Here is a 19,882-nt window from a genome sequence, read left to right on the forward strand (position 1 = left end):
AGCGTCTACATCTGCTAATATGGACGTAGCGTCCATTACTGGCCGGACGCCTCCGGCCACCGAAAGGAGTCCTGCCATGAACAGCACCAACACCAGGACCGTCACCCCGCGCGTTGCCATCGTCACCGGCGGGTCCGGCGGCATCGGCCGGGTTGCCGCCGAGCGCCTGGCCGTCGACGGCCTGTCCGTCGTCGTCTCCTACTCAGGCAACCCGGCCCCCGCCCAGGAGGCGGTGCAGGCGATCGAGAAGGCGGGCGGCACGGCCATCGCCGTCAAGGCAGACGTCGCCGACGAGACCGAGGTGACCGCCCTGTTCGACGCGGCCGAGGAGCGCTTCGGCGGCGTCGACGTCGTGGTGCATGCGGCCGGGATCATGCTGCTCGCGCCGCTGGCCGAACTCGACCTCGCCGACTTCGACCGGATGCACCGCATCAACGTGCGCGGCACCTTCGTCGTCGGCCAGCAGGCCGCCCGCCGCGTCCGCTCCGGCGGTGCGATCGTCAACTTCTCCAGCTCGGTCACGAAGATCGCTCTGCCGAGCTACACCGCCTATGCCGCCACCAAGGGCGCCGTCGACGCCATGACGCTGATCCTCGCCAAGGAACTGCGCGGCCGCGACATCACCGTCAACGCCGTCGCCCCCGGCCCGACCGCGACCGCCTTGTTCCTGGACGGCAAGCCGGACGCCGTCGTCGAGCACCTGACGAAGATGTCGCCCCTGGAGCGACTGGGCACCCCCGACGACATCGCCGAGGTCGTCTCCTTCCTGGCCGGCCCGGCCCGCTGGGTCAACGGCCAGGTCCTCTACGCCAACGGCGGCGTCATCTGAGCACCCGTCAACCCACCCCTTCCCACACACTCGAAAGGAAAGTGAACAGCATGTCCAAGACCGTGCTCATCACCGGTGCGTCCAGCGGCTTCGGCGCCATGACCGCACGCGCCCTCGCCGACGCCGGCCACCTCGTCTACGCCGGCATCCGCCACACCACCGGCCGCAACCGCCCCGCCGTCGCCGAGGCCGCCCGCTACGCCCACGAACACGGCGTCGACCTGCGCAGCGTCGAACTCGACGTCAGCGACCAGGCGTCCGTGGACGCAGCCATCGCCGCGATCGTCGCCGAGTCGAGCCGGATCGACGTGGTCGTGCACAACGCCGGCCACATGGTCCTGGGCCCGCTGGAGGCCTTCACACCGGAACAGCTGCACGAGGTGTTCGACGTCAACGCTGCCTCCACCCAGCGCGTCAACCGCGCCGTACTGCCCCACCTGCGTCGGCAGGGCGACGGCCTGCTGGTGTGGGTCGGCTCGACCAGCACCAGGGGCGGAACCCCGCCCTACCTCGGCCCCTACTTCGCCGCCAAGGCCGCCATGGACTCCCTCGCCGTCACCTACGCCGCCGAGGTCGCCCGCTTCGGCATCGACACCACGATTGTGGTCCCCGGTGCATTCACCTCCGGCACCAACCACTTCGCCCACTCCGGCCGCCCCGCCGACACCACCGTCGCCGACGCCTACGAGGCCCGCTACGCGGGACTGTCGGAGCAGGTCGGCGCACGCCTGGAGGAGATCACCCCGCCCGACGCGGACCCGGCTGAGGTCGCCGCCGCGATCGTGCGCGTCGTCGAGACCCCCAAGGGGCAGCGCCCCTTCCGTGTCCACATCGACCCCGTGGACGACGGCGCCGAGACTGTCAACCGTGTCGGCGACATGGTGCGTACCGCCTTCTACCACCGCATCGGCCTCGACGACCTGCTCGTACCGCACCTCGCCTGAGCCCGGCCCAGGACGCTCGGGACAGCGGTCACCGTGAGGTCAATCTCGACCTCAGCACCCCAGCGCGGCATCGCCTGCGTCAGCTGACTCGGACCGTCCGGCTCCCTCGGCCGCTCACGGCTGGAGTGAGGACCATGTGTGGACCGCCGCAAGGGTGGGCACGCTGATCGGGCGGAAGTTCCGCATAAGCCGAAGTCATCTGTGAAGGAGCCGGGCCGGTCAAGTGTCGGCCTTGGCACGATGCCGGTCCGCGCGGAGACTGTTGGCGTGATCTTCTATCGCTGTCAGGTAGGACGGGCCGGGGCGGTAGAAGCCGCAGCCTGAGCATGGGAATCGGATCGGGCAGGACTGTCCGCCGGCCTTGACGTCGGACGGCTCGGTGCATCTCGGCGGTGCTGTATCCAGCGGGCGGCCGTGACGGCTTCATTCCTCCCCAATGGCGAGCGTCGGCCTGCAACGCAGGGACCACGCCCACGTCGACCAGGTAGCCCGAAGCACCGAACTACGCCTGGGCGACGTGGCCTTGTACGACACGACCCGGCCCTACACCCTGCGCTTCCCACAGCGGTTCCGGATGCAGGTCCTGTTGGTGCCCCGCCCCCTGCTGCCGCAGTCGGAGGCAGTCCAGCGCGCGTCACTGAAATGGGCACCGCCTTCGCCTACGGCCCCTCGGACGACACCGAGTCGATCGCCGCGATCCGCCGCGCCCACGAACTCGGCGTCACCCACTTCGACACCGCCGAGCTGTACGGATGGGGCGAGGGCGAGAAGCTGCTCGGCCACGCACTCGCACCGATCCGCGACGAGGTGACGATCGCCACCAAGTTCGGTTTCACCGAGACCTGGGGGACGGACTCGCGGCCGGAACACATCCGCGAAGTGGTCGACAACAGCCTGCGCAACCTGAACACGGACACGATCGACCTGCTCTACCAGCACAAGGACCTCGCCCGCATCGCCGAGATCGCCCCCGAAGGAGGCATCGGCGGAAGCCAGGGCTGATACGGCGGTGCACAGCACTGCCCCACAACATCGGACCGGACCAAGGCGCGGCAGCGGTGTCGGGTGAGTCGGGCCGGACATACACAGCGGTGCTATGAAGAGTGTATGCAGGGATCTATCGGGCGATATCTGGCACCGTGGCGTCATCCGCCCAGCGGACGTTCGCATGACCGCCGCATCTCCTTGCTGAGCCTGCGCAGTGCGGCTGGGCAGGTGTTTCTTCTCCAGGTCCTCATCGTGGTGCTGTTGGTCGTGGCTGCGGTGGCAGCCATGGTGGTCCAGGCATCCCGTGACGCATTGCAGCAGGGGCGTAGGGAATCGGTCGTCGCAGCGCAGACGTTCGCGAGCGCCCCCGGTGTGGCCCAGGCGTTCCGCAGCCCGGACCCGAGCGCGGTGTTGCAGCCACGAGCCGAAGCGGCACGGAAGAGGGCGGGCGTGGACTTCGTCGTCGCCATCAGCACCGAGGGCATTCGTTACACGTATCCCTACCCGCAGGAGATCGGGAAGAAGTTCGTCGGCACCATCGAACCGGCGTTGGAAGGCCGGACTGTCATCGAGCAGGCCGGTGGCCCCCCGCTGCCCGCGGGCAAGGGAACGGCCGTGCAGGCGGTGGTGCCGGTGACCGACTCGCGCGGCACGGTCGTCGGCCTGGTCTCCGCGGGGATCACGGTCAAGAATGTGTTGAACCGGTGGATCCTGCAGCTGTGGATCGCTGTCGGCGCCGGCGCGGCAGCGCTCACGCTGGCCACGGTCGGGACGACGCTGGTGGCCCGGCGGCTGCGCAGGCAGACGCACGGTCTGGCCCCGGTGGAGCTGGCGCGGATGTACGAGCACCACGACGCCGTGCTGCACGCGGTGCGTGAAGGGGTGCTGATCACTGACGCGGACGGGCGATTGCTGCTGGCCAACGACGAGGCTCAGCAGTTGCTGGGCTTGCCGGCGGATGCCCAGGGGCACCATGTTCGGGAACTGGGACTGCCGGAGCAGCTCACCCACCTGCTCACGTCGCAGGACGTAGTAACCGACAAGGTACATCTCGCAGGCGACCGCTTGCTGTCGGTGAACAAGCGGCCCACGTTCCCGCACGCGGCACGTGACGGCAGCGTGGTGACGTTGCGGGACACCACCGAGCTGGCCGCGGTCTCGGGGCGGGCCGAGGTTGCACGGGAACGGCTGAAACTGCTGTACGAGTCAGGGGTGGGGATCGGAACCACGCTGGATGTGCGGCGCACGGCGCAGGAACTGGCCGAAGTGGCCGTGCCACAGTTCGCAGACCTCGTCACAGTGGATCTGCTGGACGCGGTGCTGCGAGGGTGGGAGCCGACAGCCGATGGATGGCGGCACCTCCGGCGTGCGGCGATCGGCGGTGAGCAGCAGATGATGCCGGTGTATCCACTCGGCGAAATGATCGCTTTCCTGCCGGGCACTCCGCAGATGCGGACGCTGCAACAGGGACGGGGCGTTCTGGAGGCTGATCTGCGCGAGGCGCGCGGCTGGCAGCAGCAAGACCCGGATCGTGCGCGTAAGGCCCTTGAGGGCGGGATGCATTCCCTGGTCACCGTGCCGCTGCAGGCGCGAGGTGTGCCGCTGGGCGTGGCGAACTTCTATCGGACGGGGCACTCCCCGCCGTTCCAGCCGGAGGACCTGTCCTTCGCGGAGGAACTGGGCGCACGGGCGGCCGTGGCTCTCGACAACGCCCGGAGGTTCACCCGCGAGCACACGATGGCGGTAACGCTGCAACGCAGTCTGCTGCCCCGGGAGCAGCCGGAGCAGGACGCACTGGAGGTGGCCTGGCGGTATCTGCCGGCGGAGGCGGGCGTGGGCGGGGACTGGTTCGACGTCATCCCGCTTCCCGGCGCCCGGGTGGCGCTGGTGATGGGCGACGTCGTCGGCCACGGCTTGCATGCGGCCGCGACGATGGGGCGACTGCGCACCGCGGTGCACAACTTCTCCACGCTCGACCTCCCCGTGGAGGAAGTGCTCGGGCACCTGGACGAGCTGGTCGTGCGCATGGACAAGGAGGAGAGCACCGGCGATACCCCGGACGGCCACGAGGGAGAGGGCGTGACCGGCGCGACGTGTCTGTACGCGATCTACGACCCGGTGGCGGGGACGTGCACCATGGCCCGGGCAGGACACCCCGATCCGGTGGCGGTGGGCCCGGACGGGACCGTTGCCTTTGTCGACGTGCAGGCCTCGGCCCCGCTCGGGCTGGGAGATCACCCCTTCGAAACCGCCGAGGTGTCCCTGCCGGAAGGTTCACAACTAGTGCTGTACACCGACGGACTGGTGGAGGACCGCGCCCGCGATCTGGACGTAGGGCTGGATGCGCTGCGCCGAGCGCTGGCCGGGGCCGGGAGGCGCCCGCCGGAGGAGACGTGCCAGGTGGTGATCGATGCGTTGCGGCCGGCACACCCCTCCGACGACATCGCGCTGCTCGTGGCTCGTACCCGGCTGTTCCCGCCTTCGCGCGTGGCCGAGTGGGACGTGCCGTCGGACCATGCAGTGGTGCCCTCGGTGCGGGCGCAGTGCAGGGAGAAGTTGTCGGAGTGGGGTCTGGAAGACATCGCGTTCAGCACGGAGCTGATCATCAGCGAGTTGGTCACGAACGCAATCCGGTACGGATCGCCACCCATCACGGCGCGGCTGCTGTACGGGCGCTGTTTGATCTGCGAGGTGTCGGACGGCAGCAGCACCTCGCCGCGCCTGCGGCGGGCGACGACCACGGACGAGGGAGGGAGGGGGTTGTTCCTCGTGGCCCAGTTCGCACAGCGATGGGGCACACGGCACACACCCCGCGGCAAGGTCATCTGGGCGGAACAGACTCCTCACGACGGCGCATCCGCACCCGCGGGCCACACACCGGTCGACGTCCTCCTTGAGCAGTTCGGTGATACCGCCCTGTGAGTGCGGACGGCGCCCCGGGGCGGGACGAGCTGCGGCGCTGCCAGGGATCTGTCGCCCATACGCAGATCCTGCAGGTGGCCGGGGCGCTCCGTGTAGGGGCGGGTCGCCCGGGCGTGCAGCAGCGAGCCGGAGAGTACGTCCACGCAGGCGTCCGTGGCGGCTCCGAGCCCGACGTTGCAGGAGCCTTCGGCCACACTCTCAATCAGGGTATTTCGCTGTTCCGCCGCCCTGCGGCCACGCATGTTGCTCCGGGATCTAATACGCGCGACCCGGGTTGAGGATGCCCCTGGGGTTGAAGACGGCCTTGATGCCGGTCATCAACTCCCGCTCGGTGGGACCGAGTTGTGCATCAAGGTAGCGTGTCTTGAGCGAGCCCACACCGTGCTCGCCGGTGATCGTGCCGCCGAGCGCGAGCGCGGCGGCCACGATGTCGTCGAAAGCGGCGCCGGCACGGACGGCACCGTCACGGTCGGTGGCGTCGTAGACGACGGTCGGATGCAGGTTGCCGTCGGCGGCGTGGCCGAAGGTGCCGACGAGCACGCCGTGGTCGGCGGCGGCTTGCTCGATCGCGGCAAGCAATCGGGGCAGGTCACGGACCGCGACACCGACGTCGTCGAGCAGCGTGGTGCCCAGCCTCTCCAACGCCGGGTACACCGCGCGTCTGGCCTGCATGAACATCTCGCCTTCCGCCGGGTCGGCGGTGTGCAGCACCTCGGTGGCGCCGCCTGCCTCGGCCAGCCTGGCGCAGGTTGCTGCCTCCTGATCGGCGGACGGCCCGTCGCACTGGACGACAAGGAGCGCTCCGGCCGACTCGTCCAAACCCATCCGCGTCATGCTGTTGACGGCGTGAATACAGGTGCGGTCCATGAGCTCCACCGCCGCCGGGTCGGCGACGGCCGCGATCTGCAGCACGGTGTCGACTGCGTGCTGCGGCGTCGGGAACGCGGCCACCGCAGTCGCGATGGCCGCCGGGAACGGTCGCAGTCGCACGGTGGCCTCCACGATCACCGCCAGGGTGCCTTCGGAGCCGACCAGGAGCCGGGTGAGGTCGAGGCCGGTGACGTTCTTGCGGGTCGCCGGACCGGTACGGATCACGCGGCCATCGGCGAGTACGGCCGTCAGCGCGGCGACATGGTCGCCGGTGACCCCGTACTTGGCACAGCACATGCCGCCTGCGTTGGTCGCCAGATTGCCGCCGACGGTGGAGATGGCCTTGCTGCCCGGGTCCGGCGGATACCACAGGCCGTGCTCGCGGGCGCGGGCGTCGAGATCGCCCGTGAGCACGCCCGGCTCGACGGTCGCCGTCCGGCCGGGCACGTCCACGGCGAGGATCCGGTCCATCGCGGTGAGCGAGAGGACGACGCAGCCGTCGATCGCGTTGGCCGCGCCGGCCAACCCGGTGCCGGCCCCCCGGGTCACCACCGGGGCGTGCTGCTCACCGGCTGTGCGCAGCGTGGTGATCACGTCATCGGTCGAGCGGGCACGGACCACCGCCGCCGGGTGCCCAGCGGGAGCCAACAGGCACTGGTCACGGCGGTAGGCCTGCATCGCGTCCCGATCGGTGACCACCCGGCCCGGCAGCGCTGCGGCGAGGGCGGCGGCGACGTCCGCAACACCCTCGGTCACGGCGTCTCCGGCTCGTAGAAACCGCGGACGTGCGCCACGACCAGCTCGGCGGCGCGGTCGTTCTCGCCCGCGTCCAGGGCGTCGACGATCGCCTGGTGTTCGGCCAGCAGACGCGCGAGCACCGTTCCTCGATCGGCCACCGCGGCGAGCGCGTCCAGCAGATAGCCGGCGATGCAGTCGCGCAGCACGCCGATGACGAATCCCAGCGCCTGATTGCCGCTGGCGTAGGCGAGTTGTACGTGGAAGTCCACGTCAGCGGCGTGGAAGGTGCGGATGTCGGTGTTCTCCACCGCTGCCGCCATGGTCGCCAGGCAGGACCGAGCCGCCTCCGGTACGGAGGTGGTCTGCCGCATCGTCTCCGCCTCCAGCAGCGTGCGCAGCGCCACCAGGTCGGCCAGCGGGATCGCGCCGACCTGCAAAGCGGTGCTCAGCGCAAGGCCCGCCGCACCCGCCGTGCGCTCGTGAGTGACGCGCGGACGCGCAGTGGACACGCTGTCCGCGCCGCTTATCAGACCGTGCGCCTGCAACACCCGGAGCGCCTCACGGATGGTGGACCGCCCGACACCGAAGGACTGGGCGAGTTCGGTTTCCGTGGGCAGCTCGGCGTTGGCGGCGAACGTGCCGTCGAGGATGGCCATGCGCAGGCGCTGGGCCACTTCGAGGCTCAGGGGCATCCGCGATACCGGCGAGATCGTCATGCCGCCCACGCTAGCCCCTTGGCTGCTTGTCAGACAAGCTGTTAAGGTGCTGCTCGCTGTGCCTCAGGCCACAGACGCCCCTCCCTCAAAGATGCGGAAATCAGGTGTCGCCATGACCGACCAGCTCAAGCTCGACCCGGCCAAGACCGCGATCGTGCTCATCGAGTACCAGAACGAGTTCACCAGCGACGGCGGCGTGCTGCACGGAGCGGTCGCCGACGTCATGCAGCGCACCGGCATGCTCGCCAACACCGTCGCCATGGTCGACGCGGCCCGGCGGGCCGGCGTGGCGATCATGCACGCGCCGATCACGTTCGCCGAAGGCTACGGCGAGCTGACCCGACACCCGTACGGCATCCTCAAAGGCGTCGTCGACGGGAAGGCGTTCGTAAAAGGCACGTGGGGCGCCTCCATCGTCGACGAGCTCACGCCGGCGAACGGGGACATCGTCATCGAGGGCAAGCGCGGGCTCGACACCTTCGCCAGCACCAACCTCGATTTCATCCTGCGCAGCAAGGGCATCGACACGATCATCCTCGGCGGCTTCCTCACCAACTGCTGCGTGGAGTCGACCATGCGCACCGGTTACGAGCACGGTTTCCGCGTGATCACTCTGACCGACTGCGTCGCCGCCACGTCGCAGGAGGAGCACGACAACGCCATCTCCTACGACTTCCCGATGTTCTCCCTGCCGATGACCTCGGCCGACGTCATCGCCGCCCTGTAGCCCACGCGTCGCCTCGCCCCGGCGGCCGCCAGCCAGCAGGCTCCCCGGTACCGCCGCCGCACCGTCGGCGGCCCTGACGCACAGACAGTCGACATCGCCCGGAGCGAACGGCGTAAGACCCATCGGCGCTCACGCTCCAGGCGCTGTCCGACCAACGTTCCTGGTATGCGAGACGAGGCGGGACAAGAGTCACCGCAGGGTGATCAACGGCATTCCCAGCCGGCTTCGAGGTGGCCATAGCCACCGTCCACCGCTACATGCGCGAGGCGATCCGCGCAAGCGCCGGACAACTCGTCCTGCTGGCCGGGTGGCAGACGCCGGAACCCACGGCGCCAGATGCCCCTGCACGTCTGTGCTGACCCGAACCACCGGCCTGATGCGCTGCGTGTGATCTCGCAGATCCTTCGGAAGGACTCTGCTCCACGGAGCGTGTGCAAGAGCCCGTTTGGGGACGTTGCGGTATTGGATAGTGCTGCGATAGCTGGGACTTGGTCTTGTGTGTCGGGCGAAGCTGCGGAGGGTGACTGTGCGTTCCTTGACCTTCGTCATCGGTACGGGGCGCAGCGGCTCGACTGCGCTGTCACGCATCCTCAACGCCCACCCGGAAGTACTGAGCCTCAACGAGTTCATGGCCTCCGTGGGCGACGTCGCCTTCCCCGCGGGGAAGGTGACCGGTGAAGAGTTCTGGCAGCTGCTCTTCCGGCCCGCCCCGCACTTCGAGCGGATGATCCGTAGCGGGCTGCCGCTGCCGGAGTTCCTCTACACACGCCGCCCTGGGAGGTATGCGACGGAGACCACCGGTGTTCCGGCTCTCTCTTTGATGGTGCTGCCTCACCTCACCGACGACCCGGACGGGCTTCTCGACGAGCTCGGCGCAGCGGTGGTCCGGTGGCCCGAGCGCACTGCCGCCGAGCACCATCGAGCGCTGTTCGGTCTGCTCTGCGCGCGGTACGGACGGACCGCCGTCGTGGAACGCTCCGGTTACTCGACGGGCTGGGCACCAGGGCTACGGGCCGCGTTCCCGGACGCCAGGTTCGTGCACATGTTCAGGGAAGGGCCGGACTGCGCCCTGTCCATGAGCCGTCATCCCGGGTACCGCACGATCGCCCTGCTGCGCGAGATCAAGGCACGAGCCGGCGTCAACAGTCTCGCCGACCTGACCGACGAGCACGTGCGCTCGCTGCCAGGCGACCTGTCACCGCTGCTCGCCGAGCGCTTCGACGCCGCGCTCGTGCGTGACCGGTACGTCCCTCTGCGGACGTTCGGCAGCCTCTGGTCCGAACTCGTCACCGAGGGCGCAGCGTTCCTCAGCCGACTGCCCGCGGACCAGCGCACCACACTTGCCTACGAAGACCTCCTCGACCATCCCGCCGAAGAGCTGACCCGCCTGGCCGAGTTCGTCGGCGTCCGCCCCCTCCCGCAGTGGCTGCTCACCGGGTCGGCACTACTCGACCACAGCAGACGTGGCTCCGCCCGGAGGCTGCCGGCCGCTGAACTCGAGGAGCTGAGGGAGAGCTGCGCCCCAGGCACCCTCCTCTTGCAGGGCCGACCGAGCCGGTGACAATCTCTCGGAACGCACGGCCTTGTGGCAAGGTCGCGGCCTGACGGGGAGGGCGTCCGTCCTGACCTTGATGCTTGTACCCGGCGCATTAAAGTCCGCAAGCGCGGTACGCGGTGAGCGCGCAGGGCCGATACGGCAAGTGTCACGCCGGAGGGGAGCAAGCCCATGACCACGCAACCGATGGTCGATGCCCCCCGAACACGGCCTGGTCCGCGGCGGCGGCGTCAACGACCAGTCGGCGCTCCACAAGCTGGTGGACGCCCTTGGCGCAGCGGCGTCTGCGCCGCTTCACCGACCTGCACATCCCTTCGCTGAGAGGCCTGTGCAATGAACTGCTATGAATGCCTCCAGTCGGGGCGTATCTCGCAAGCGGTAGCCGTGTGCCGGCTGTGTGGCGCCGCTGTCTGCGTCGAGCACGTGCGCACGGAGGCGATTCAAGTACGCGAGTCCGCCAACCCCGGCAAGGTGATTCACGACCAGCCGGCCCGGCAGCTGACCTGCCCGGTGTGTCGTGCGGCGGAGCAGTCATTCTGACTCATCCGAACGCAGTGATTGTGTGTGAGGTCGTTTGAAGGCCTCCTGGGCCTGATGGGGCTTGCGTTGTGGTCGCGGTTGTGCCCGGTGGCGCGCTCGCCCCACGTCCACTCCCTGACGTGCGGGGGCTTGCGGCCGTCCCGGAATCCGCAGGCCGAGCAGACCCGAGACGATGGGGAAGGCCCGGTCCACCTTGGCGAGGGTGCGGCCGCCCTTGAGCGTCCATCACCCGCTGCAGGCATGTTCGCCTTCCGCCACCCCAACAACAAGCAGGTGCTGCTGAACGCGGACGGCTCCCTCAAGTCCGTGGGACCGATCCGGCATGTGCAGCACCGGTCGCCACCCGCATCACCCCGGGACCGGCGACGGAGAACACCGCCGCGACCGCCGACGCCTCCCGGTTCCCCACCCTTCCGGTGGGCATGGTCGCGCCCGCCCTGCTGGCCGTCGGCGCCACGGGCCCATACCTGACCGTGCGCCGTGAGCAGCGCGCGACTGCCTGACGCCACCGGCGTGACCGGCTCGACGCGGTCCTGGAAGCACGGTGGCCGTACAGGCGGCCTCCGGGCGGGGTGCGGCGCATCGCGACTGCGGTGGTCCGAGCTGTGCCGGGCCCCGCCATCTCCGCAGTTCCCGCGCCGAGGCATGATCACGGACGAGGCCATTCACTCCACGCCGTGCAGGGCGAAGGTGGTGAGTACCGCGGCATGGTCCGACGGCCAGTCGTTGCCGGTGACGTCGGGCCAGACATGTGGGGTGCCGGTGACGACGGTGCGGGAGTCGAGGACCTGCAGGCCCTGGCCGTTGTGGAGAACGTAGTCGATGCGGTCCTGGGGTTCGGGGCGGCCACTGCCGTCCTCGTGCTCGGTGTGAATGGGAGACCAGGTGTGGCCGGGGGCCCGGACCGGGTCCGGGTGGGCCTCACGGTAGGAGTCGCGCAGGCCGGCCGCCTCTGCGGCCTTCGTCACCGGCCACTCCACCTCCGGCCGGTCCAGGTGGGAGGGGGTGTTGAAGTCCCCGGTGAGAATCACGGGCGTGGTGATGTCCGCCGACTGCGCGATCCATCGCAGGGTGTCCCGCATCTGTGCAAGCCGGACCTCTTCATGGGCGATCAGTTTCGCCGCCGGGAGCTTGTCGAAGGCGGCTTCGTAGGGTCCATACGGCGTGTAATGGAGGTGGGCGGTCCAGACGTCGACCTCGTGGGAACCGTCGATGCGGATGCGGGCCCCGGCCGCGCCGTAGAAGCCGACATCCGGGTCGCCGAGGCGGGCGGTGATCGGGTGGCGGCTGATGATGCCGAGGTTTGCGCCCGCCTGGTGGTGGTGCCAGCCGAGTGCCTCGGCGAGTTCCAGGGCCGCGGTGCCGCCGGTTTCCTGCAGGCCCACGATGTCGGCCCCGGTGTCCAGGACGACCTTGAGCTGCTTGGCACGGTGGTCGTCGACCTTCGTCCCACCGTGCCAGAGGTTCCAGCTCAGCACGCGAAGCTCGCGGGGCAGCATAGCGCGCAACCGCTCTGGATCGACCCCTTCGAGGCTGTCCACCACCGTCCGCCCGGGCGCCGAGGCGATCGGCGCCAGGGACGGCACCACGAGCACCGCACACCCGGCGGCCTCGGCGGAGCTGACGCCGGTCTGGGTGTCCTCGACGGCCACGCAGTGGGAGGGGTCGGCACCGAGGGCGCGGCAGGCGGCGAGGTAGGGGTCCGGGGCGGGCTTGGTGTGCTCGGTGTCATCGGCGGTCACGGAGACGGTGAAGCGGTGGGCGCCGAGGGCCGTCAGCACGGTGTCGGCGACCGTCCGGGAGGAAGCGGTGACCAGGGCGATGGGGACGCCGGCGGCGGTGAGGGCGTCGAGGAGGTCGAGCGCACCGGGGCGGGGCACGATGCCGGTGCGCACACCGTCGGTGAACTCCCGGTGCAGTACGGCGGCGATGTCCGCGGTCGGTCGGCCCGTGGCCGCGCCCAGCCAGGCGGCGGTGTACTCGACCGGTCGGCCGAGCACCTCCGGCTGGTCCGCCTCGGTCAGGGCGCGCCCGGCGACCTTCTGCACCGCCTCCCACCACAGCCGCTCGGTGTCGACGAGCGTGCCGTCCATGTCGAACAGGACGGCCTGGAGCGGGAGTCGAGTCACGGATCTCTCTTTCCTGTGGGGGCTTCTTGTGCGATGAGGTTCAGCGTTCGGCCACCAGCACCGGCCGCTCCGGCAGCGACACCCGTACGCCGGTCCCGGCGCCCAGCGTGGCGGCCTCGTGCGCGGACACGTCAGCCTTGACTTCGGTGCCGTCCGCGAGCCGCACCGTGAGGCGGGTGGACGCGCCGAGGAAGGCCGTGGCGACCACGCGGGCGTCGCCGCGCTCGTCCGCCGCCACACGGACCGCTTCGGGCCGCACCAGCACGTCCACCTCCCCCGACGCGGATGCCGTGCCGTCGACCGGCAGCCGCTGCCCGAGCACCGCGACCGTCGTGCCCTCCAGCCGTCCCGGTATCCGGCTCATGGTGCCGACGAACTCGGCGACGAAGGCGGTGGCGGGCCGTCCGTACAGCTCGGGCGGGGCCGCGCACTGTTCGAGCCGACCGGCGCGCATGACGGCGACCCGGTCGGCCATGGAGAGGGCCTCTTCCTGGTCGTGTGTCACGAACAGGGTGGTGATGCCGAGTTCCTGCTGCAGTCGACGGATCTCCTCGCGCAGAGTCAGGCGCACCTTGGCGTCCAGTGCCGACAGCGGCTCGTCGAGCAGCAGCACCCGCGGACGCAGGGCGAGCGCGCGGGCCAGCGCGACGCGCTGCTGCTGGCCACCGGAGAGCTGGTGCGGGAAACGCACACCCTTGTCGCCGAGTCCCACCAGGTCGAGCAACTCGGCGGCGCGGGAGCGTCGTTCGGATGTACGAACTTTGCGCATGCGCAGCCCGAAGGCGACGTTGTCGAGGGCGCTGAGGTGCGGGAAGAGACTGTAGGACTGAAACACCATCCCGGCGTCTCGGCGGTGGGCGGGGACGTGGGTGACGTCCCGGCCGTCGACCAGCACCTCACCGGCGTCGGGGTGTTCGAACCCGGCGAGCATGCGCAAAGCGGTGGTCTTGCCGCAGCCGGAGGGGCCGAGCAAGGCGAGCAGTTCGCCCGGCTGCACGCTCAGGTCGAGTCCGTCCAGCGCGACGGTCGGCCCGAACTCGCGGCGCAGGCCCCGGAATTCCACAGTGGCAGCCTTCTGTGCGGCGGCCTTCTTCAGTGTGGTGACGGTCATGGTTATTCCTGGGAGGCAGCGGTGGGGGTGGTGCGGGATCGTCCGCCGACGACGGCGAGCGTGAGGAGCAGTGCCCAGGTGACCAGCAGGCTGAGCACGGAGACGGCGACAGAGAGCTGGGCCTGGGAGCCGCTGACGTTCACGATCCACACGGCGAACGGCTGGAAGCCGAGCAGCTGGGCGACGGTGAACTCGCCGAGCACCAGCGCCAGGGTGAGGAAGGAGGCATTGAGCAGCGCTCCGCGCAGATTCGGCAGCACGGCCCGCACCAGTGCCTGGGGCCAGTTCGCGCCACAGCTGCGGGCGGCCTCGACGAGGGTGCGTACGTCGATGGCGCGCAGCCCGGCATCCAGGGCGCGGTAGACGAACGGCAGCGCCATCACGACGTACGCCAGGACGAGCACGACCGGGAAGCTCGGGTTCTGGATCGCCACGAACGTCTGGAACAGCGGAGTGCGCGAGAGGTACTCGGGGCCCCACTTCAGCACGGTGCCGATCCCGGCGACGAACGCGATCGGCGGGACGACCAGCGGCAGCGAGCAGACCACCTCGACGACGGGCCGCAGCTTCGGTGCGCCGAGCCGCAGTGCGACCGTGGCGGGCACCATCAGCAGCAGGACGACGGCGATGGTGACGGCGGCCAGTTCCAGGGAGAGCAGCAGGCTCGAGACGAAGCCGTCGGTGCCGACGATCTGCGTGTAGGCGTCGAACGTGACACCCCGGTTCGGCACATCGATCGTGAAGATCACCGACGCGGCGAGCGGCACCAGGAAGTACAGCGCTGCGCAGGCCAGGACCGCCCAGCGCCACAGGTTCAGGCGAGCCATCGGGCACTCCGTCGTTGCAGGGGCAGGTACACGGCCATGACCAGGCCGGCGATCAGCACCATGTCGAGGCTGAGGGCGAGCGCCACGTTCTCCTGGCCGACCAGCACATTGCCGGAGATGGCGTCGGCGATCTGCAGGGTGACCAGCGGCACCGAACTGCCCACCATGGCCGCGGCCGTGGCGTACGCGGCGAAGGCGCTGCCGAAGAGCAACACGAGTCCGCCGAGCAGCGAGGGCGCGAGGACCGGCAGGGCCACGTGCAGCCAGTACTGAAGGATGGTGGCACCGTTGTTGCGGGCAGCCTCACGCCACTGCACGCGCAGCCCCTCCAGGGCGGGGGTGATGGTGAGGACCATCAGCGGGATCAGGAAGTACAGGTAGACGATCACCAGGCCCCAGAAGCTGTACAGGTCCCAGCCCTTGTCGGTCAGGCCAAGGTGCCGGGTCAACACGCCGGAGTTGCCCAGCGTGGCCACGAAGGCGAAGGCCAGCGGGACACCGCCGAAGTTGGCAAGCACCCCGGACGCGGTGAGTACTGCCTCGCGCAGCGCGCGAAAGCGTGAGGTCACAACGGCCTGGGCAAGCGGCAGCCCGCACGCGGCGGCGATGCCGGCGGACACGGCGGACAGTTTCACGCTGCCGAGCAGCGCGGTCAGATAGGCGCCGCGCAGCGAGGTGGTCAGGTTGTCCGCAGTGTAGGAAGTGGCACCCGTGACCTGGTCCTTGACGGTGAAGGCACCATTCAGCATGGCGAGGGCCGGCAGCCCGAAGGCGATCGTCGTGAAAGCGAGCAGCGGAATGACGGCCAGCCGGCCGGAGACGCGGCGCCGCCGCTTCACCGAAGCGAGGGGCGCCGCGTCGACCTGCGTGAGGGTGGCTGTCATCCGGATACAGCCTTGCCCCAGCCCTGCGCGAGGGCTTCCTTGGCCTTGCTCTGCTGTGTCTCGGTCGGGAAGGACGGCGTGCCGGAGACCTTCGGCAGCATCGCCGCGGCGGTCTTGTCGAGCGTGCCGGCCTTTTCCATGGCCGTCATCAGGGCCGGGCGGGCGAAGCCCTTGAGCCACAGGTTCTGCCCTTCGGCACTGTAGAGGTACTCCTGCCACAGGCGGGCGGCCGCCGGGTGAGGGGCGTCCTTGTTGATGGCCTGCGAGTAGTACTGGGAGAACAAGCCGTCGCTGGGCACCGACACCTTCCAGTCCACACCCTTGGACTTGAACTCCTCGGCGTACCCGGCGTTGAGGTAGTCCCAGTCGATGGTGATCGGCGTCTCGCCCTTCTCGACGGTGGCCGGAGTCGCCTCCACGGGCGTGTAGTTGCCGTTCTTCTTCAGCTTCGCGAAGAAGTCGAGGCCGGGCTGGATGTCGTCGAACGAGCCACCGTTCGCGAGGGCGGCCGCATACACGCCGGCGTACGCCGAACCTGACTTGGTGGGATTGCCGTTGAGGGCGACCTGGCCCTTGTACTTCGGCTTGAGCAGATCGGCGAAGGTGGTGGGGCAGGTCTTGACCCGCTTGGCGTCGCAGCCGATGGACACGTAACCGCCGTAGTCGTTGTACCAGCGGGCCTGCGCGTCCTTCTGCGTCTCGGGGATGTCGGCGAAGCCCTGCACCTTGTACGGCGCGAGCAGCCCCTGCTGGGCGGCGCTCAGCGCGAAGGAGCTGCCCAGGTCCAGCACGTCGGGAGCGCGGTCCTGGCCCTTGCGGGAGGTGACGGCGTTGATCTCGTCCTGGCTGGAGCCGTCCGGGCTCTCGACCTCGACCTTGATGCCGTACTTCTTCTGGAAGCCGTCGATCAGGGCGCCGTAGTTGGCCCAGTCGCGGGGCAGCGCGATGGCGTGCAGCGTGCCCTCCTTCTTCGCGGCCTTCACCAGCGCGTCCATACCGCCGAAGTCGGCGGCGGAGGTGGCGGTGGCGGCGCTCTTGCCATCGGCAGTGGTCGAGGAGTTGTCGGGGGCGGCGCCGCAGGCGCTCAGGGCGAGCGCGGCGAGGACGGCGAGGGGGCCACTGAGGACGGCAGTTCTCGGCAGGGACACGGTCACGGCTGCTCCAGGGGGACGCACAGAGACTGGCGATGAGGCGACTTGTTTGAACAAGTTGGCCCACAGTAAGGCCGCCTCACGTGTCGTGTCAGTAAACAACGACGAAATACTGGCCCGGGTTTCCCTGCACAATCACGGAAGCTGCCACCGCTTCCGCACTTCGACTAGGCTGCTCACGCTGTGCACAACTGTCGACTCAGAGGGGAAGCATGGCGGCGCGACACGAGGAGATCGCCGACGAACTGCGACGGGCGATCGACCGCGAGGAGTACACCGTCGGCAGCCGACTGCCCGCGGAGACGGAACTCGCCACCCAGTACGGCGTCTCACGCGGCACGGTCCGCCAGGCCGTCGCATCACTCACCGCCGAAGGGCTCATCGGCTCCCGGCAGGGCGCACGCCGCGTAGTGCTGGCCAGTCGCCGCAGCCAGAGCTTCACCGAGTTGCGCAGCTTCGCCCAGTGGGCGCACGCCATGGGACGGAAGGCGACGGGACACGTGGTCGCGCAGGAGTACCGCCCGGCAACCAAGGAGGACGCGATACGCCTCCAACTGGCCGAGGAGACACCTGTGTTGCACGTCCTACGGGTGCGGGGACTGGACGGCGAGCCGGTCCTGCTGGAGCGAACCGTCTACGCCGACTGGATCTCCCCCGCCGTCGAGGCGATCGAGCCCGACTGCCCCTCCGTCACTCAACGCCTCTACGACGACACGGGCGTGGTCTTCGCCTACGGCGAGCACGTCATCGACGCGGTGGCGGCCGGCGCCCAGGACGCCGAGCTCCTGGGCATCCGCCGTACCAGCCCCCTGCTGCGGGTCCGCCGGGTGACGACGACACGCGAAGGACGTCCGGTGGAATGGTCCGACGACCGCTACCGCTCCGACGCCGTGAGCTTCAGTGTGCACAACTCGATAGGAAACAACGCACTGGCACGCAAAACAGCAGATTTCCGGTAGTTCGTCAATTCCGGCAGTAGAGGTCGACACCGGGTCGAAGCCTTCGGCCTCCAGGCCCGCCGAGCGGCAGTAGGTTTTGTGGGGCTGATACCCCCCCTGGACCGGGTCGGCGGAGCCCTGCCGGTGAGCTCGCTCAGCGCGACGACCACGTCGTCCGGCTCGGCCGCCTGGCCGGTGACGGGCTGGTCGATCAGCCGCGCCGAGTGGTCGGTTGAACGCCGTGGGCCGGTCCGCACCGTTGCGTCCGGGGTGATGGTGGTCGTCGCTGTCAAGGGCTCGCTGAGCAGGGCGAAGTCGCAGCGGAAGCGACTGGCTTGCCGGAGAAGACCCGCTCGAAGGTGAAGGCCGGCGCCGTCTCCGCGGTGGTGTCGACCAGACCCGCCCCCTGCAGCAGCCGTTGCAGCGTCCGCCGGGCGAGGTTGAAGTCCCCGCAAAGATCCCCAGCTTCGGCCAGGCGGCCCCGACCTGCACGTTCTGACCGGGCATCAGCCACACCGGGGCGTCGCTGAGCAACCCGCGCAGGCACATGTCGGCAGTTCCGCCGCCGGCAGGCATGAAGTGACCACAGAAGGCGATTCACCAACTCAGGGCGTTCCTGCAGCAAGCATGCGGGTGTTCCGCTCCGGCCCCGCCATCCGCCGATCCTGCGGACGCTCGCGTTCCGCTGCTGCCCCGTCGACGACGCGGCAGCGATGGCGGTCGTCGCCGAGGCCGAGGCCGCGGCACCATCCGCATGCGGCAGCATCGGCCCCGGTCACGGACCCCTCGACCACCACAAGCCCATCGCCACAGCGGTCGGCGAGGCGGTCCAGGACCACCTCGACCGTCGACGGCACACCGCCGACGGCGGCTTCCGCACATGGGCCCGGCCCTCTGCCAGCTCCAGCACCCCCCTCCCCCTGCCCTTCCTGGAGCAGTGCAGAGGAGTTCCCTTCGAACGGGGGCGGAGCGCAAGCCGTCGAAAGACGCGTTGCGGCACGGCCGGGCAGCGCAGGGCCGAATGCAACGGCCGTCGAGCACCGCCAGAGTTAGGATCCGGGCCATGGCCCTGACCATGAACGACGTACTCTCCTCACGGAGCGGACGCCCTTGATGCGGGGGTCGACTTGACCGGGCCCCAAAGCTAAAGGGCCGGTCTTGTGGTGAGACCTCTCCTACCAGGGGCTTTACATGCGTCTGCGGTCGGGTGTGGTCCGTCCGACTCGGCTTCGCCAGACGGTGGTTCACACCGCTTCGCGTAGGTCATTTCGCTGAGGGAATATCACTGGCGGCCCGTTCTTCCCAGGGTTCGGCGGGACCAGTCGGCTAACGCGCCACGCGGTAGCGGAGGTAGACGACTCTTGAGCTGAAGGTGTGGGTCCCGACGAGTTCGAGATCCACCCGGCGCTCGTGCTGGGGGAAGAACGGAATGCCGCCGCCGACCAGCACCGGGTAGACCCTGGCCCGGTACTCGTCGATCAGACCCAACGCGGCCGCCTCGGCGGCGAGAGTCGCACCGCCGATCGCGATGTTGCCGTCACCCGGCTCGGCTCGCAATCGCTCGATCTCCTCCGCCAGGCCGCCTGAGGCCAGGCGGGCATTGCCCTGCACCGCCGACAACGTGGTGGAGAACACCACCTTGGGGAGCGCCTTCCAGACCGCGGCAAACTCGGACGTTGAGAAGCCGAGCGATGGATTCCGGTCGACGGTCTCCCAGTACAGCATCGACTCGTACAGCCGTCGTCCCAACAGGTGGACACCGGCCTCTCGCACCTCGTCGGTAGCGAAGCGAAAGACCTCCTCGTCGGGCGGCGTCCAGTCGAAGCCGCCGTCCGGCCCGACGATGTAGCCGTCCAGTGAGACGCCCATCGAATACGTCACGCTGTGCATCAGAAGTCCTCCTCGGTAACGGGTTCGACAGTACGACCGCCGGACGCCGCAGGACTCATCGCGACGCGAGATCCACTGGGAGTGGCCGCCGCGGCACGAGACCGCTATGGGCCACTCGGTCGGG

15 protein-coding genes and 2 pseudogenes are annotated in these 19,882 nt (G+C 69.4%); 9 read left to right on the forward strand and 8 right to left on the reverse strand.

The window, feature by feature from the left end; genetic code table 11:
• Positions 1-76: 76 nt before the first annotated feature.
• The 5 genes and pseudogenes from ABZO29_RS03315 (at position 77) to ABZO29_RS03335 (ending at position 5,682) form a co-directional block, all read left to right on the forward strand.
• Positions 77-829, forward strand: coding sequence for an SDR family oxidoreductase (locus ABZO29_RS03315; RefSeq protein WP_367318600.1), 753 nt, complete (start codon positions 77-79; stop codon positions 827-829).
• Positions 830-879: 50 nt separating this feature from the next.
• Entirely contained in the window at positions 880-1,773 is an 894-nt protein-coding gene (locus ABZO29_RS03320; RefSeq protein ID WP_367318601.1) for an SDR family oxidoreductase, read from the forward strand.
• A gap of 436 nt (positions 1,774-2,209) precedes the next feature.
• Positions 2,210-2,374, forward strand: a pseudogene (locus ABZO29_RS03325) (hypothetical protein); the annotation flags it as partial.
• 41 nt (positions 2,375-2,415) lie between these two features.
• A pseudogene (locus tag ABZO29_RS03330) lies at positions 2,416-2,712 on the forward strand (aldo/keto reductase); the annotation flags it as partial.
• A gap of 168 nt (positions 2,713-2,880) precedes the next feature.
• Complete coding sequence (locus tag ABZO29_RS03335) at positions 2,881-5,682, forward strand: SpoIIE family protein phosphatase (protein WP_367318602.1); 2,802 nt, start codon at positions 2,881-2,883, stop codon at positions 5,680-5,682.
• 255 nt (positions 5,683-5,937) lie between these two features.
• Here ABZO29_RS03335 and ABZO29_RS03340 read toward each other — a convergent pair whose 3' ends face one another.
• Together ABZO29_RS03340 and ABZO29_RS03345 are read right to left on the reverse strand one after the other, a co-directional pair.
• Positions 5,938-7,308: an FAD-binding oxidoreductase gene (locus tag ABZO29_RS03340; RefSeq protein WP_367318603.1), complete on the reverse strand. Its 1,371-nt coding sequence runs from the start codon at positions 7,306-7,308 to the stop codon at positions 5,938-5,940.
• Positions 7,305-8,006 (reverse strand): FadR/GntR family transcriptional regulator, encoded by a 702-nt coding sequence (locus ABZO29_RS03345; protein WP_367318604.1) that lies wholly within the window; start codon positions 8,004-8,006, stop codon positions 7,305-7,307. The genes ABZO29_RS03340 and ABZO29_RS03345 overlap by 4 nt, the downstream gene beginning before the upstream one ends.
• 112 nt (positions 8,007-8,118) lie before the next feature.
• On the opposite strand from ABZO29_RS03345, the gene ABZO29_RS03350 reads away from it, so the two are divergent.
• The 3 genes from ABZO29_RS03350 (at position 8,119) to ABZO29_RS03360 (ending at position 10,828) form a co-directional block, all read left to right on the forward strand.
• Positions 8,119-8,733 (forward strand): cysteine hydrolase, encoded by a 615-nt coding sequence (locus ABZO29_RS03350; protein ID WP_367318605.1) that lies wholly within the window; start codon positions 8,119-8,121, stop codon positions 8,731-8,733.
• A 526-nt stretch (positions 8,734-9,259) separates the two neighbouring features.
• A complete protein-coding gene (locus tag ABZO29_RS03355; RefSeq protein WP_367318606.1) occupies positions 9,260-10,294 on the forward strand; it encodes a sulfotransferase in 1,035 nt (344 codons plus the stop codon).
• Positions 10,295-10,621: 327 nt separating this feature from the next.
• The gene (locus ABZO29_RS03360) at positions 10,622-10,828 is read left to right on the forward strand and encodes a DUF2180 family protein (protein ID WP_367318607.1); all 207 of its coding nucleotides are present in this window, start codon (positions 10,622-10,624) and stop codon (positions 10,826-10,828) included.
• Between the two features lie 665 nt (positions 10,829-11,493).
• Here ABZO29_RS03360 and ABZO29_RS03365 read toward each other — a convergent pair.
• From ABZO29_RS03365 to ABZO29_RS03385, 5 genes are read right to left on the reverse strand one after another with little or no spacing between them, the layout of a single operon-like run.
• Positions 11,494-12,957, reverse strand: coding sequence for an HAD-IA family hydrolase (locus ABZO29_RS03365; RefSeq protein ID WP_367318608.1), 1,464 nt, complete (start codon positions 12,955-12,957; stop codon positions 11,494-11,496).
• A gap of 40 nt (positions 12,958-12,997) precedes the next feature.
• Positions 12,998-14,068, reverse strand: coding sequence for an ABC transporter ATP-binding protein (locus tag ABZO29_RS03370; protein WP_367318609.1), 1,071 nt, complete (start codon positions 14,066-14,068; stop codon positions 12,998-13,000).
• Positions 14,069-14,070: 2 nt separating this feature from the next.
• Positions 14,071-14,895: an ABC transporter permease gene (locus tag ABZO29_RS03375; protein ID WP_367318610.1), complete on the reverse strand. Its 825-nt coding sequence runs from the start codon at positions 14,893-14,895 to the stop codon at positions 14,071-14,073.
• Complete coding sequence (locus tag ABZO29_RS03380) at positions 14,883-15,779, reverse strand: ABC transporter permease (protein WP_367318611.1); 897 nt, start codon at positions 15,777-15,779, stop codon at positions 14,883-14,885. The genes ABZO29_RS03375 and ABZO29_RS03380 overlap by 13 nt, the downstream gene beginning before the upstream one ends.
• A complete protein-coding gene (locus ABZO29_RS03385) occupies positions 15,776-16,933 on the reverse strand; it encodes an ABC transporter substrate-binding protein (RefSeq protein ID WP_367318612.1) in 1,158 nt (385 codons plus the stop codon). The genes ABZO29_RS03380 and ABZO29_RS03385 overlap by 4 nt, the downstream gene beginning before the upstream one ends.
• 209 nt (positions 16,934-17,142) lie before the next feature.
• Between ABZO29_RS03385 and ABZO29_RS03390 the strand changes: the two genes are divergently transcribed.
• Positions 17,143-17,889 carry a GntR family transcriptional regulator gene (locus tag ABZO29_RS03390; protein ID WP_367318613.1) on the forward strand — a complete coding sequence of 249 codons (747 nt, stop codon included), beginning with the start codon at positions 17,143-17,145 and terminating at the stop codon, positions 17,887-17,889.
• Between the two features lie 1,305 nt (positions 17,890-19,194).
• Here the strand turns inward: ABZO29_RS03390 and ABZO29_RS03395 are convergent.
• Positions 19,195-19,758: a dihydrofolate reductase family protein gene (locus tag ABZO29_RS03395; protein ID WP_367318614.1), complete on the reverse strand. Its 564-nt coding sequence runs from the start codon at positions 19,756-19,758 to the stop codon at positions 19,195-19,197.
• Positions 19,759-19,882 lie beyond the last annotated feature (124 nt).

Origin of the sequence: Streptomyces sp. HUAS ZL42 (genome assembly GCF_040782645.1) — a bacterium.
In the GTDB taxonomy this organism is placed as follows: Bacteria; Actinomycetota; Actinomycetes; order Streptomycetales; family Streptomycetaceae; genus Streptomyces.